The following is a 12865-nucleotide window of genomic DNA, read 5'->3' on the forward strand; positions in this document are numbered from 1 at the left end:
GGTCAAACTCCTTTTGCAGTGTTGGCGGCCTTGAGCGCATTCGCTAGCGTGATGCACGAGGCTAGATCGGTGGCATTCGCCGGATATGCGGACGCGGTGCCGAGGCTATCCGCGACGGCGGCATGTAGGTTCGCGACAAGCGTCGTGCTCGCGACGACGAGCGGCGCCGTGCCGGTAGCAACGGTGGACGTGATCTGGTTCGAGACGGTCAGTGCTCCTGTGATGGTCACCAACTGCGTTGCCAGTTCGATCAGCTTCGCGCCCGCGATCGCGATGTCGAGCACATCGGGGGCACTGCGGTAGAGGCCAGACGATGTATCGCCGCCCAGCGTCAGACTCGGTGCGGCCACTGTGCCGGCATCGAAATTGGCCGTGCCGCCGGTGATCGCGACGGAGTCGTGGTTCTGCGCGCTGATCGTTCCCAAGTGCGTGCGCGGCGTCGTATCGTCGCTGTCGACCTGCGGAACCTGCGCCGGCATGGTCTCAAGCCGCGAAAGCGCGTCGACGAGCAATGACAGCAATGCGGCATTACTCTGCGCCACGGCTAGAGCAGATCCGGCAAGGGCGTTCGCTTCCTCGATCGTGGACGGGAACGTGTCGCCGACATCATCGAACACTTGCTCAAGCGCGATCACGGCGCGCTGATTGCCCTGTGCGATCTTGGCGAGAACGTCACGACTCAAGTTCAGCTTAGGCATTCAGCGGCTCCAATTTTGCCTCCAGTCGGGCGACGGCGATATGCGCGTCGCTCGTGCCCCGGAATTTCTGGATGCGCCAGTTGCGCATGCTGCCTTGACCGATCCACACGAGGCGCTTCGCTCTCTGACCTTGACGCCCGGCCTTGATGGATCGCTCCAGGCTCCACGTCTCGCCATCCAGCGAGTACGATGTCCAGATGACCGGATCGGCGCCGAGCGGAACTCGCCCGGGCAGCGCGACAAGCTCCAGTTCGTGGAAGATCGCACCCATGCCGGCGTTGTAGAGGATGCTCGTACCGAACTCCCAGCCGACGACTTGGCCGTAGTGCGTCGAGACAGTTTCGTCCAGCTCCCCCAGCGCGCCTGACGTCGGGTCGCCGCACAGCCAGCGGTCGTAGCACCACACGAAGTTGCGCGCACGGTACTGCGCCGGCGACGTCAGGCCGGAATCGACCGTGAACCATACCGGCTCGCCCAGCACGGCCGATGCGGCGCCGTCGTACACCAGCGTCTGATCGGGCAGATGTAGGTAGAGCAGCTGGTGATTTTTCGTGACGCGTGTCTCCATGACCGATGCTGCAAGTTGCGCTTCGGTGTAGTCGAGCAGTAGCGTATCGATCTCGCCAGTCGACACCTTTTGCGATGCCGCGTTCATGCCGAGCCAGATGGCCGGAGGTTCGCCACGGCCGCCGCCAAGGAATGCAATCTGATCGCCGTACAGCGCGACGCAATGCGTGCCGATGGCGCCGCGGTTGATTTGCGCGCCCTCGATGCGGCTGAACGGGAAGCCCAGTCCTCCGACGTTCTCGAACATCTCGATCGTGTACCTGTTGACGGAGTAGACCTCGCCGGCTCGTGTCTTGAGGTTGCGCTTGATCGGGTCCGGATCCGCCTCGCTGCTGCCGTACTTGAGCGGGTTCACGGACATTGGATCATTGAGATCTGTGACGACGTTCGATGTGCCGTCCGTGGTCATGAAGTAGCCGCCGACCCAAATCACGTCCAGCGCTTCGCCTAAGTCTGCGTCGCTTACCTGGGTCAATGCTGACCCGTTCCAGTAATACAGGTTGCCGCCGCCGGCGATGGCAAGGCGATCAAAGGAGTAGTCCATGCTGACCGAGCCATATCCGGCAATGGCGCCCAGCGCGGTAACCACCCCGTTCGACTCGATACGCACGAGTTTGCCACCCATCACGCGATAGCAATGGCCATTCCAGTTGATCGCCCCCCGATCCACGCCCGGCCCGGTGCCGATCTGAGTGATGCCATCTGCCGGGCGCAAGTAGCCCGCGCTGATGCCCTGCGCGCGGGGCACGGGGATCATATTGCGCGGGTACTTGGTCCTGAAATCCGGACCTTCGTCAGCCACGATCCCGCTCAGGATTGGGATCTGCATGGCTTAGAAGCCCTCGCCCGACATCACGTGCAGCGTCGTGCCGGTCGCGGAGATGTGCGACAGCTTGTCGTCGCCCATGGCCTTCGTGATGACGACCTGTGCGCCGGCGGGGACCGGGTAATCGGCCGTGGTGGCGGTGAGCGTGCCCGTACCGACGCGCACGTAGCAGACGTTCGCGCCGAGGTTCGTCAGGATCAGTTGCTTGCTGCCGGGCGTCAGCGTAGCGGTTGCGGCGCCGGCCGCCGGGGTCAGGACTTGGCCGGTACCGTAGCCTGGTTGAACGGGTGCTTTGATGGTCATGATGAGTCCTCGTTAGAAGCAGCGCCACGGCTTGTTGCCGGCGCCAATGAGCGGGAGGCCGGACGACTGGCCAATAGGGGTAACGGCGACGCCGAGCAGGGCGTTATAGCCGCGAGTGGCTGCCGCGATGGTCTGCGGCGTCAGCGTCTTGCCGCGACTGGATGCCAGATTCACGGCGAGGTTCATGTAGACCGGCCGATTCGCGCCGTCCGGGATGCCCGAATCATCAGCGATGTTCGAATCGTCGGGCGTGGCCGGCAACGCGTAGCCGATCGAGATACCCTGATCAGCCCACTCAGCCATCATCGAATCGAGCGTACGCAGCGCGCTTTCGAGCGTGTCGGCGTCCAGGTCGAACACGACGTGCGCGAGGGCCAGTTCGCCGAATGCCGCTTCGATAAGCTGCTGCTTGGTCCACATGATCAGCCTTTCAGTGCGGCATCGACCATCGCCGACAGTTTTTCAGTCGGGATGTTGCCAGGGTAGGACAGGCCCAGCTCGTCCGCTTTGCGCTTCAGTTCGTCGCGCGTCGGCGGGGCGTTGTCTGCGGCATCCTGCAATGCAGCCTCGTGCGCGGCCTTCGCTTCGGTCGTGGTCAGGTACCAGCCGGCGGCGAGCGTCGCCTCGATCTGGTCGTCATTGACGATCGTGTAGTCGAAGCGGCCGCCGTGGATTTCGTGCGGACCCGGGGCTTTGTACAGCATGGTCGTGTTGGACATGGTTCCTCCTGTGGTGATCAGTGTCGAAGCAAATGCCTCGGGTTCTTGGGTAATCGGATGAAGAAATCGGGTGCGGCGGGCGGCGTGCCAACGTAACCGCCGGCCGCGAACGTGGCACCGTCGAGAGTGCTGGCAAAGGAGCCGGATGCATTCGCATTGACGGCGCCTGACGCGGCCAGCGTCGCCCCGTCCAGCGTCGAAGCCAAGGCGCCACGGTTCGTGACTGCACCGCTCGCGACCATGCTTGCGCCCCCTAACGTGCTGGCGAAAGCACCGACGTTCGTGACGTTTCCTGTGGCCGCCATCGATGCGCCAGCCAGCATGCTCGCGATCGTGCCGGATGGAGCATTGCCGACGGTTCCCGATGCAGTGAACGCGGCGCCGCTCATGGTCGAGGCGAACGCACCTTGCGCGATGATCTGCCCAGTGGCGACGAAAGTCGCGCCATCCAATGTTGCGGCCAGGGATCCGGTCGCATCGGACGCCGAAGTGGTGGCGTACCAGAGGCGCCGCGAAGGAAGCTTCCAGAGTTGCCATGGATTGGCGCACAGGGACAGCATTTCGGCATCGGCCAACGTGCGTGACCAGCCGAGCACCATGGCCAGCCCACCGGTAGTCCATCCGCCGGCTGTGCCGCTTGCTCGCGCGCCTATGCCGACTGGCAACGCTGTAGTCGGCGCGATTAAGTTCGTTGGGGTGGCCGTTGCAATCTGGCCGTTCTGGAATGCTGCCGTGCGCGTCGCACTTGCGGTCGCACCCATTCGCACGCCACACATCAGTTCTGCCGTCGTCAGGGAATTCGGCATCACCGGCTGACCGGTAACCGCTGCACTGGTGTTGAACGGGATGAAATCAACTTTGTTTCCGCTGAGGCGGAATTGGAAATAGCGCGGGCCGCCATTGTCCATGTCGATCGCGTTTTGGGTAACGCCGGCCGACGCGGTCGCTACCGCGAATAGGCTGTAATTCGTTGTCGTCAGACCATGATTGCCGATGATCTGATATGCACGGCTCGTGCTGGAGTTGGACTTCGCTCCGATCCCTGCGGCCGTTGCCACCGGCGTCGCGCCAGCATATGGAATGTTAGATTGCCCATTGACGCAGAAACCAAATGCAAGCGCGCCGTGCACAAACGCGAACGCAAGAGACTGGGCGATTTGGTTCGACCAGTCGATCTGCACAGCCCCCTGAGGCTGTTGCGTGTAGCAGGATGACACGAGCAGGGACAGCATCGGCTTACGTGAGGTCGCCGCTCAGGTCGAGCGTGTACACGTCGTTGCCCGACGAGGCGAATGCGGCGCCGCTGTCGTTCTTCACGATCAGCTTCGTCGCATAGGGCAGCACGCCGCCGTGAGCATTCGCCAACGAGAACTTCTTGCGCTGCAGCGTAGCGTTCGAGTTGAGCGGCAGCACGCCGACGAAAATCAGGTTCGGCTCGTCCGTCGTGGTCGTGCCGCTGGTCGGGCCGGTGTCGAAGTTCGTGCCGTCGAGTGATGCCTGCGCGAACAGCACGGCCTGCTTGTTGCCGGACACGGTGCCGGGTGTGACAGCCAGTTCAACGAAGCATTCCAGCGGCACCTTGCCGCCGCTGTTGTGCGTTATCGTGCCAACGGCGACATAGGTCGCGCTGGCAAGGCTGTTGAGTGCGGCAGCGGCGCCGGAGAGCTGAGTGCGAGAGCCTTGAGAGATTTTCGCGGTCGTCATGGTCAGCTCGCGAACACGTCAACCGCAGCATCCACCGCAGTCTGTACGGTGGCATCCGTAGCACCGATGATCTGCGCAAGGGTCACACCCGCGTTCTGCGCGAGCACCGCCCATACCATCCGGTTGCCCTCGGCCTCGGGGTTGGCATAAACGGCTTTTGCCCAAGCCATGCGGGCCGCATGGTTCGTCGTGCCAGTGGCTTCGGTGCGCACCTTCTCGGCCGCGATGACGCACGCCACGCGCACCTTCTGGCGCAGCATGTCGTTAGCCGATGCGTTCAAGAGTTCTACATAGGTGGCCATTACGGATTCCCTTCCGTGAGAACAGCGCTCGTGCACGAGACCTGCACGCCGGACGTGATCGTGGTGGTATTGAGGATGTAGTCGGCGCCGGACGTGCCCACGCTGCAGTCCGCGACGAATGCGCCAGTGGAGTCGACGATGCGCCCCCACGTTGCCGTGCCGGTCGCGCCGGCAGTGGCCGATGTGATGGCGGAGAAGGTCAGCGTGCCGCCGGATGCTGACGGAGCGGACGGATACGACAGCGTGAGCTGCGCGAGCAGGTTGGTAGCGGTGCCGCCTGTCGCCGGCCGCGTGCCGTCGTAGACACGCAGGAAGCCAGCAGCGCCGCCGGCATCGATCGCCGTCTTGATCTGGTTGAGACGGTTGTTCCGCGTCGTGGTGTTGAGGCCGAGCGTCATGCTTCACCTCCCAGCTGCGCCTTGACGCGGGCGCACCACGTCAGCGCGGCATTGCGTGCCAGTTCTCGCGAATCAGCACGACCGCGCTCTTCGTTGACGGCGCCATTGTCGGCGTACACACGTGCGTGCCACGACCATTTGCCGTCGGCGTCCGGCGCGTCACCGACGAAGTACTCGTGATGCACGCGGCTACCTGGCGCCAGATTGGTATCGATCCGCACCGGCTCCGGCGCAGCTTCGGTCGCGGCCTTAGCCTGGCCGGCGAACATGTTCTTGAAAGTGCCGAGGATTCCCATGGCGATCCTAAAAAAACGACCCGCACGAGGCGGGCCGCAAAGCCCGGATAAACCGGACGGAGGAGACAACGGAGAATTACGTCTGCGAAAAAAGTTCGATCCCCGACATTTGGGGTTGCAAGTTGCAAAGGCCGTAAAAAACGTCCCAGCGGTACTTGGTCGACAGATCACCGATCGCACCCTGGCGCGCCATGGTCACGGTAATGCCGTTGTCGGTGGTGGCCGACATGACCGACATGCCCGAGTCCTGCGCCGGCTGGTACTTGCCCGGGATGATCTCGAAGGCTTCGTCTTGCCAGAACGGCGCGACGACGCTCGACACGGTGTTCAACCACGTGATGGCGGCGCCGCTGGCCGGCGTGGCGGTCACGTTCTTGTACTGCAGTTCCGGATCGGTCGGCGACGAGTCGGCAGCGATGATCGGCGGCGAGATGGTGACGACGCCCGAGCCACCCGCACCGGACACGATGGCCGTGACGCGGAAGGTCTTCAGGTTGCCGGTATCCTGCTTGGTGATGTGGTGAACTTCGTTGACGCCCGCGATGGTGAACGCGTCGCCCACCTTCACGGTGCCGCTGGTGACGGCGATGGTCAGGTTCTGGAAACGGTTGTCGACGTTGCTGATCTCGCCGGTAGCCGCGGTGCTCGTGGCCTTCGGGACGTAACGCTGGTTCGCGCCGTTGACGGTCACGGTCACGCCGGCAGCAGCGGTCAGGCGGTAGCCGTAGTCCAGCTTGAACGTGTCGAAGTTGGCGATCTGGCCGACAGCGGCCTTTTCGTACGCCGTCAGAGTCTTGCCCGACAGGGTTTGACGGCCGGCGAGGTTCGACGCCATGCTGTTGTAGTGGTTCGACGGCAGGCACAGCTTGCGGCCGTCCATCTGCACGCCCACGCGGTTGAACGCGTCGTCGATGGCCGCGACGTCGTCGTAGCCGGATGCGGCGGTCGTGCGCTTGATCACGACGGTGCCGGTCAGGGCCGCGAGGTTCGAGCAGTCGACGTTGATGTCCGATGCCAGGCGCTGCATTGCGGCCTTGCCCAGCCGCTGCTCTTGCAGCATGTCGCGCAGTTCGGTCGCGGACAGCGTCAGCGGGACCGAGTGGCTGTAGCCCAGCGTCGCCGGGACGGACAGTTGCGTGTAGTTTCGGTTGAAGTTGGCCGACTGGTCGATGCCGGTGAACGATTGCGCGACGTACGGCATCGGGCGCCAGAACGTATTGCCGGTGCGCTCGGCTTCGGTGCCGTCGAAGGTCTGCTTCTTGAACAGCTTGGAGATGATGCCGGCGTCCTGAAAGCCCTCCAGGGCCATGTCGAACGCTACCTTTTCCTCTTTCGAGAACGAATTTGCCATGATGGCTCCATGAAAACGGTTGAGTGAATTGCGCTCTGTGCGCGTGCTACTTCGCTCATCCGTTTCCGGCCGGACGGGGGCCTTTCATGTGCTGCAACTGCCCGTAGGTGGGCGAATCCTTGGTGACGCGCTGACGTGCGCGGCTTACGGCTGCTTACGCGGCTTGTGCTGCTTTACGGCGCTGCTCATCCTTGTACGCGATGATCTTCGTACGGTCGCCGGTACGATCTGCCTCGGCTTCGAGGCGTGCCAGCGTGCTATCGATGGCGGTTGCGGCGCCTGCGGTACTGCGCACCTTGTTTTCCGGTGCCGGCGGGGCGTTGCGGGGCTGAACTTTCAATTGCGTCTCCAGTTTTGCGACGGCGAACGCGAAATCGATCGGATCCTTGATGGCCGCCAGTTCCTTCGCCTTCGCCGGGTTCTTGCCGACGGCGTAGACCATCAGTTCCGGCTTCGGCAGTTTCAGGATGATCGCCTGTTGCGTTGCGCTCATCGTCGACGTCACCAGATGTTCGGCGTCGTCGAAGTCGGAGACCTTGAGCGATGCCTTGGCCGTCTGGTACGAGGTCAGCTTCGAATTCCATGCGGCCTGTGCTGCTTCCTGTTCTTCGCGCTGCTTGGCGGCCATCTCGTCCGCTTTGCGCTTCGCGTCGTTCCAGGCGAGCAGCTTTTCGCCGTAGGCTTCGGCGTCGAAATCGCAGGATTCCAGAGTCGGCTTTTCGCCAACCGGATCCACTTTCGGCGCCTCGGCCGCTTGTCGTGCTGCGACGGCCTGCTCCAGTTCGCGGTTGCGCTTCTTCAGCTCGCGAGCCTCCTTGCGCAGTTCCTTCACCCATGCGGGCGCCGGCTTGCCGTCCACTTCATCCTCGGGCGCGGGCGGCGCTTCGTCGCCAATGGTGATGACGACTTCGCCATCATCTTCGGCTTGGGCAGCGAGCTCGGCCTGCTGCTCACCTTCGGGCGTCTCGCCCTCGGCTTGCTGTTCGTCGGCCTGTGCCTGCGTGTCGTCCAGTTGCTCGTCCTGCACTACCTCGCCTGCGTTGTCGATGTCCATCAGAATCCTCGTTACTCACCGATAGGCCCGGTGGATGCCATTGGGCAAAATGATAGGCAGAAACTATCCTATCTGCAACGAAGATCAAAGGATTCAGGAAGGTTGTTGCGCATCTGGCGTTTCGCTCTGCTGTGCCGCCTGCTGGGCGGCCTGCTGCGCCGCTTGCTGGACCTGATGGGCAAGCTGAGCCTGCGCCATCTGCTGGCCGTCCACGTGCTGCACGATCGACAACGCGTGCGCTGCCTGATCCTGACCGATGCCGGCGAGAACCGCGATTGCGTCGGCGCGCGCCTTCTCGGTCTGTGCTTCGGTGAGCGCGGTCTTGGCCTGCGAGGTCTGCGCATCGGCTGCGGCCTTCTGCGCGGACGCCAACAGGAACTGGCTTTGCGGGTCCGGCGGCGCGCTGGCGGCTTGCTGCTGCTCGGCCATCAGTTCCTGCTTCTCGTCGTCGGTCGGCGCGATGACGCCCATCTTGACCAGCTTGCGACGGTAATACGTGCGGATGTCGCTCATCCCTTCGCCTTCGAGGTTCATCAGGATCATCGACGTCACGATGGTCATCGTCTCGGGGTCTTGCGTCATGCCGAGGATGCCGGTCAACTCGCGCACGAGTGCAGCCTTGCGGCTCACCGACGACGGGCCGACGTCCGGAACCACATCGAACTTGGCCTTGCTGAGATCGTTGGCGAGGTAGCGCTCGCCCGTCTCCTTGTTGATCATCGGCTTCATCAGCTCGACCGTGCCGGTCTGGTCGCCGTGGTCGATGGTCTTCATCTTGCGGCCTGGCTCGTGCAGCAGTTCGGATGCCATCGATTGCCAGATCTCGCCCATGCGCTTGACCGACTTCTTGAAGTTGTCGAGGTAGATGAACACTTGCATATCCAGGCGCTGCTGGATGAGCTCGACGGCTTTGCCCGACTGGTTCGGCTGCAACTGCTCGCCGGCCTGCTGGTTGCCGAGCATGTCTTCGAGCGCCTGCGCGGCCAGCTGGGCGAGGGCGGCCATTGCCGGCGGCATGTTCGGCGCCTTGGTGTAGCCGATCGGTGCGATGATCTGCTGGCCGCTCACCGTGTCCACGATGGGGTTGATCAGCAGGTAGGGATACTTCTCGATTGCGTCCTGTGCCCACATTTCCGCGTGGCCGTTGATCTGCTCGGGCGTGAGAATCGGCTTCTCGATGTCGAACCGGCTCGCCATCTCGGCAAGCCACGACTTGATCATGTTGTCCAGCACCTGAGCGTCGCGAGCCAGGCGCACATGACCCTGGCAACGCTCGATGCCATCGACGAACCAGCGCTTGCCGTAGAACGGAACGACAGGAATGCACGTGCCGGCGATGTAGCCCTCGTCCGACAGGATCCGCGCGCCGTTCATGATGTACTTGTGGACCTTGCGCACCTTGCGGCGCTTCTCGCGCATCCAGCGGAAACCGCGTGCCTCCAATTCGGCGCGCTTGTTCGGTTCGTCGTCAAGCTCCTTTTGCGTGACCTCCATCTCGTCAGGCTCGTCGTCACCGAGTGCCAGCCCACGGAAGAAGTGCACGAGCTCCGATTTCTCCTCGACCTCGTAGACCTCAGCGATCCACACGACGTCGGGCGTCACCCAGTCGAACATGTTGCGCGTGATGAACTGCGGCATGCTCGTTGGCGATTCGTCATACTCGTTCTCGTAGTCGTCCCGCGTCATCGACGACAGCACGTAGCAGCGGCGCGCGTCGGCTTTGTCGTACCGCTTGCCGTCCAGGCTGAAGAACACACACGAGTCCGCCTCGTAGATCGGCTCGATAGCGATGCGCTGGCGGTCGTCGTCGTCGTCAAGCTCGTCCTCATACCGCGCGCGCAGCCGGATCGCACCCATGCCGCCGCTCGTTCCTTCCTCGAAACAGTTGTCATAGGCTTCCTGCGCGCCCGAGTCCTGCTCGTCGGCGCGGAACAGCCCGTCGCACGTGTCGGCCAGTTCATCAGCCTGCGAACCGTCCTTCGGCACGAAGTCCACCGTGATCCGGTTGTTGCGGTACTCGTTGATAATCCGCAACACAGCAAGGTGAGTCTTGTTGAACTCGAAGCGCGGCTTGTTGGCAAACTGATCACCAACCGGGCCTTCCCACTGTGCGCCCGGAATCGAGTAGAAGCGGCGGTCGCTCAGGCATTGGATGCGCGTGTCCCGCGTCGCACACTGTATGGCGTCGAAGTCGCGCAGGAAGAAGTCGTGCTTCGCGCTCAGGCGCTCGGCGTTGCTGGGTCGGCTCATAGCTGATGCCTCTCGGAATGAATTTCCGATAGTCTACAGCTATGGATTGCGGAGGAGAAATAGAACTGAAAGGATTGGCGGAGTGTTTTTCAACTCACCGGCCGTGGCATACACCTGCGACCGACTACATCGCCACACGACTGCCGACTGCGGTTTGACCCGCAAACCCACGTAATTCCGTGGTGACAATCAGCATGCGTGTGGCGCCTGAACTTACATCAGGCTCCCGATTGACGGTCGGGTAGCTCGGGGTGGCAATCCGAGCAGTTGGCGGCCTCGCCAGCGTGCAGTCAACAGTATGCAGTGATTGCGCCGCGTTTACAAGCAATGGATTACATGGCCTTCCCGGTCTTGGCTGCGGCCTCGATGATGATAGGCGGAGGCGGCTTCATCGCCTCAATGTCGACTAGCGCCTTGATTATTGGTGCGGCAAGCATTTGGTATTCTTGTTGCAAGTTTTCCAGCATCTCACGCAACTGACGCTCGCTCTTCATGGCCATCTCATCGACGCCCAGTTGCCGTGAGGTGACCTGTCGCTGGCGTGCGGCCTGCTCTGCCTCGGTCGAGCCCATGTCGGCCTGACTCTTGTATGGGTAGAAGTTGCCGTCTCGCCACTCACCCTTGCGGAATGGATTCTCGTCGTTCATCGTGCGGCCTCGAACAATTCGCGCTGGAACTCCATGCTCCGCTCAACGGCCTCCACGTAAGCGCGCGTAATGCGTTCATTTCGCAGCTCTACCTGCCGCAGCACATGCCAGCGGTATAGCAAAGCCATCGCGACCACCAAGAGCGGCCAGATCATCAGAAATCCCATCATCCCTCCGTTGTAATCCAGCCATTCTACCGGCGCCTGAACGGCGAGGCTACTGGGATGGGCGTGGATGCTTGCGGCTTCTTCAGCGCCTGTGCTCGGCGTGCTCCCTCGCACGCGTAGCGCAGCGCGTCGATCACGTGGTTGTCTTTGTCGGCCAGCTTCGGCAGAACGAGGCCGGTCAGCTTATCCGTCTCGTACTTGTACAGCGTCAGCTCGTCGATCAGGTGCTGGCAGCGAGGGTGCACAACGATATCGAACGACTTCAGCCACTCGATGCCGTCTTCGAGGCTGCCCGGGCCTTTCACGGCCGGCATGATCTTCGGGAAGCCGTTCTTGCGCATGTGGCTGATCGTCTCCGGGCGCGCGCTGTCCGCAGTTAGTGGCCACTTCTCGCTGTCGGGAACGGTCATAAACAGTTCCGGCGTATCGACGATCTCGCAGCCGACGCGATATGCCTCGTATGGCACGTACAGCTTTCGGCCGATGATGTAGCACTGAATCAGCACGGTCGGGTCGACAGAGAACCCCCAGTCGGCGCCTTGGCGCAGCACGGCGGTCGGATCGACGTCGAATTCCTCGATGCTCCAGTTCTTGAATACGCGGGCCTCGCTGTTCTGCTCGTACTTGCCAAGCCACACGTGCGCGTACTTGTCCGGGTCGCGCCGCTTGTCGTACTCCATCTCGTCGCGCAGCACGTCGGGGAACCACGGATTCTCGGTGTAGTTGACCTCAACGACGGTCGAGTTCGGCGGCGGGTTCGCGCAGCGAAGCAGGGCGTCGACAGGATCAGTTGCCTCGCGCGGGTTCCACGTGAACCAGATTTCCGAGCCGGGCTTACGGATCGTAGGGCGCAGCAGGTCGAGTGAGCGCTGACTGAGCGACTGAGCCTCTTCTACCCATGCGACGTCGAACCCTTCCAGCGACTTGATCGAGTCGGCCGTGTGATTCTGCATGCCCTGGAAGATGATCTGCCCACCGTTGCGCGACTTGATCTTTGCGTCCTGCACCTCGAAGTAGGCGCCGGCATTCAGCGATTCGATCTTGCCTTCCAAGAGCTTCTTGACCGATTGCGCGAGCGACTTCTGGACCTCACGCACGCAGACAGCATCCGTCTTGGTCATCAGCGACCGCTCAATCAGCATCTCGCCGAAGAAGTGGGACTTGCCCGAACCTCGGCCACCGTGCGCGCCCTTGTATCGCGCCGGCTCAAGGAATGGCAGGTAGATGCGCGGGGTCTGTATGTCGAGAACGGTCATTTCTTGGGGACGTCGACAACCACACGGCGAATCTCGGCGATCTGGACCGGGCCACCGTCCTCGCCGGTCACCTGCAACGGCAGTAGCTTCGGATAGATCGTGCCCCAAAACACGCGCTCGTTCTGCGGTTCTTCCTGCGCCCATGCGACGAGACGATCAGCGCCGCCCAGCTTCTCAGCGGCGAGCGCGATCGCCTCCTTGGCGGTACGCGTTGTCTTATTGGGCATACCTTTTGGGCGACCCGGGCCGGGAGGCAGGTTTTTTCCCGTTTTTTTAACTGGATCGCTCATGTGTATGAATCTGACAAAAGGTGTGGAATGTGTCTCA

At 62.4% G+C, this 12865-nt stretch carries 17 protein-coding genes; all 17 read right to left on the reverse strand.

Features of this window, described 5'->3' with window-relative positions:
* Nucleotides 1-2: 2 nt before the first annotated feature.
* Nucleotides 3-698: a hypothetical protein gene (locus tag ACEN98_RS25820; RefSeq protein WP_413387708.1), complete on the reverse strand. Its 696-nt coding sequence runs from the start codon at nt 696-698 to the stop codon at nt 3-5.
* Nucleotides 691-2094 carry a packaged DNA stabilization protein gene (locus tag ACEN98_RS25825; RefSeq protein WP_413387709.1) on the reverse strand — a complete coding sequence of 468 codons (1404 nt, stop codon included), beginning with the start codon at nt 2092-2094 and terminating at the stop codon, nt 691-693. The genes ACEN98_RS25820 and ACEN98_RS25825 overlap by 8 nt, the downstream gene beginning before the upstream one ends.
* 3 nt (nt 2095-2097) lie before the next feature.
* Nucleotides 2098-2394: a hypothetical protein gene (locus ACEN98_RS25830; RefSeq protein ID WP_413387710.1), complete on the reverse strand. Its 297-nt coding sequence runs from the start codon at nt 2392-2394 to the stop codon at nt 2098-2100.
* Nucleotides 2395-2406: 12 nt separating this feature from the next.
* A complete protein-coding gene (locus ACEN98_RS25835) occupies nt 2407-2814 on the reverse strand; it encodes a packaged DNA stabilization gp4 family protein (protein WP_413387711.1) in 408 nt (135 codons plus the stop codon).
* 2 nt (nt 2815-2816) lie between these two features.
* Nucleotides 2817-3113, reverse strand: a complete 297-nt coding sequence (locus ACEN98_RS25840; protein WP_413387712.1) for a hypothetical protein — start codon at nt 3111-3113, stop codon at nt 2817-2819.
* A 17-nt stretch (nt 3114-3130) separates the two neighbouring features.
* Complete coding sequence (locus ACEN98_RS25845; protein WP_413387713.1) at nt 3131-4345, reverse strand: hypothetical protein; 1215 nt, start codon at nt 4343-4345, stop codon at nt 3131-3133.
* 4 nt (nt 4346-4349) lie between these two features.
* Entirely contained in the window at nt 4350-4817 is a 468-nt protein-coding gene (locus ACEN98_RS25850; protein ID WP_413387714.1) for a hypothetical protein, read from the reverse strand.
* A gap of 2 nt (nt 4818-4819) precedes the next feature.
* Nucleotides 4820-5119, reverse strand: coding sequence for a hypothetical protein (locus ACEN98_RS25855; RefSeq protein ID WP_413387716.1), 300 nt, complete (start codon nt 5117-5119; stop codon nt 4820-4822).
* Complete coding sequence (locus ACEN98_RS25860) at nt 5119-5517, reverse strand: hypothetical protein (protein ID WP_413387717.1); 399 nt, start codon at nt 5515-5517, stop codon at nt 5119-5121. Before ACEN98_RS25860 ends, ACEN98_RS25855 begins: the two co-directional genes overlap by 1 nt.
* A complete protein-coding gene (locus ACEN98_RS25865; RefSeq protein WP_413387718.1) occupies nt 5514-5813 on the reverse strand; it encodes a hypothetical protein in 300 nt (99 codons plus the stop codon). Before ACEN98_RS25865 ends, ACEN98_RS25860 begins: the two co-directional genes overlap by 4 nt.
* A 76-nt stretch (nt 5814-5889) precedes the next feature.
* Nucleotides 5890-7164 carry a P22 phage major capsid protein family protein gene (locus ACEN98_RS25870; protein WP_413387719.1) on the reverse strand — a complete coding sequence of 425 codons (1275 nt, stop codon included), beginning with the start codon at nt 7162-7164 and terminating at the stop codon, nt 5890-5892.
* Nucleotides 7165-7318: 154 nt separating this feature from the next.
* On the reverse strand, nt 7319-8218 hold the full coding sequence (locus tag ACEN98_RS25875; protein ID WP_413387720.1) for a hypothetical protein: 900 nt from the start codon (nt 8216-8218) through the stop codon (nt 7319-7321).
* Nucleotides 8219-8311: 93 nt separating this feature from the next.
* Nucleotides 8312-10468 (reverse strand): portal protein, encoded by a 2157-nt coding sequence (locus tag ACEN98_RS25880; RefSeq protein WP_413387721.1) that lies wholly within the window; start codon nt 10466-10468, stop codon nt 8312-8314.
* A 332-nt stretch (nt 10469-10800) separates the two neighbouring features.
* A complete protein-coding gene (locus ACEN98_RS25885) occupies nt 10801-11115 on the reverse strand; it encodes a hypothetical protein (RefSeq protein ID WP_413387723.1) in 315 nt (104 codons plus the stop codon).
* Nucleotides 11112-11282 (reverse strand): hypothetical protein, encoded by a 171-nt coding sequence (locus ACEN98_RS25890; RefSeq protein ID WP_413387724.1) that lies wholly within the window; start codon nt 11280-11282, stop codon nt 11112-11114. The genes ACEN98_RS25885 and ACEN98_RS25890 overlap by 4 nt, the downstream gene beginning before the upstream one ends.
* Before the next feature lie 26 nt (nt 11283-11308).
* Entirely contained in the window at nt 11309-12538 is a 1230-nt protein-coding gene (locus ACEN98_RS25895; RefSeq protein ID WP_413387726.1) for a PBSX family phage terminase large subunit, read from the reverse strand.
* On the reverse strand, nt 12535-12828 hold the full coding sequence (locus ACEN98_RS25900) for a hypothetical protein (RefSeq protein WP_413387727.1): 294 nt from the start codon (nt 12826-12828) through the stop codon (nt 12535-12537). Before ACEN98_RS25900 ends, ACEN98_RS25895 begins: the two co-directional genes overlap by 4 nt.
* Nucleotides 12829-12865: the final 37 nt, after the last annotated feature.

This window comes from Massilia sp. CT11-137, assembly GCF_047302885.1.
GTDB lineage: Bacteria > Pseudomonadota > Gammaproteobacteria > Burkholderiales > Burkholderiaceae_D > Telluria > Telluria orientalis.

Coding starts and splice junctions, on each gene's coding strand:
- ACEN98_RS25845 (WP_413387713.1), bottom strand. CDS start 4,345: ATGCTGTCCCTGCTCGTGTCATCCTGCTACACGCAACAGCCTCAGGGG.
- ACEN98_RS25890 (WP_413387724.1), bottom strand. CDS start 11,282: ATGGGATTTCTGATGATCTGGCCGCTCTTGGTGGTCGCGATGGCTTTG.
- ACEN98_RS25870 (WP_413387719.1), bottom strand. CDS start 7,164: ATGGCAAATTCGTTCTCGAAAGAGGAAAAGGTAGCGTTCGACATGGCC.
- ACEN98_RS25840 (WP_413387712.1), bottom strand. CDS start 3,113: ATGTCCAACACGACCATGCTGTACAAAGCCCCGGGTCCGCACGAAATC.
- ACEN98_RS25865 (WP_413387718.1), bottom strand. CDS start 5,813: ATGGGAATCCTCGGCACTTTCAAGAACATGTTCGCCGGCCAGGCTAAG.
- ACEN98_RS25885 (WP_413387723.1), bottom strand. CDS start 11,115: ATGAACGACGAGAATCCATTCCGCAAGGGTGAGTGGCGAGACGGCAAC.
- ACEN98_RS25825 (WP_413387709.1), bottom strand. CDS start 2,094: ATGCAGATCCCAATCCTGAGCGGGATCGTGGCTGACGAAGGTCCGGAT.
- ACEN98_RS25820 (WP_413387708.1), bottom strand. CDS start 698: ATGCCTAAGCTGAACTTGAGTCGTGACGTTCTCGCCAAGATCGCACAG.
- ACEN98_RS25900 (WP_413387727.1), bottom strand. CDS start 12,828: ATGAGCGATCCAGTTAAAAAAACGGGAAAAAACCTGCCTCCCGGCCCG.
- ACEN98_RS25855 (WP_413387716.1), bottom strand. CDS start 5,119: ATGGCCACCTATGTAGAACTCTTGAACGCATCGGCTAACGACATGCTG.
- ACEN98_RS25880 (WP_413387721.1), bottom strand. CDS start 10,468: ATGAGCCGACCCAGCAACGCCGAGCGCCTGAGCGCGAAGCACGACTTC.
- ACEN98_RS25830 (WP_413387710.1), bottom strand. CDS start 2,394: ATGACCATCAAAGCACCCGTTCAACCAGGCTACGGTACCGGCCAAGTC.
- ACEN98_RS25835 (WP_413387711.1), bottom strand. CDS start 2,814: ATGTGGACCAAGCAGCAGCTTATCGAAGCGGCATTCGGCGAACTGGCC.
- ACEN98_RS25895 (WP_413387726.1), bottom strand. CDS start 12,538: ATGACCGTTCTCGACATACAGACCCCGCGCATCTACCTGCCATTCCTT.
- ACEN98_RS25860 (WP_413387717.1), bottom strand. CDS start 5,517: ATGACGCTCGGCCTCAACACCACGACGCGGAACAACCGTCTCAACCAG.
- ACEN98_RS25850 (WP_413387714.1), bottom strand. CDS start 4,817: ATGACGACCGCGAAAATCTCTCAAGGCTCTCGCACTCAGCTCTCCGGC.
- ACEN98_RS25875 (WP_413387720.1), bottom strand. CDS start 8,218: ATGGACATCGACAACGCAGGCGAGGTAGTGCAGGACGAGCAACTGGAC.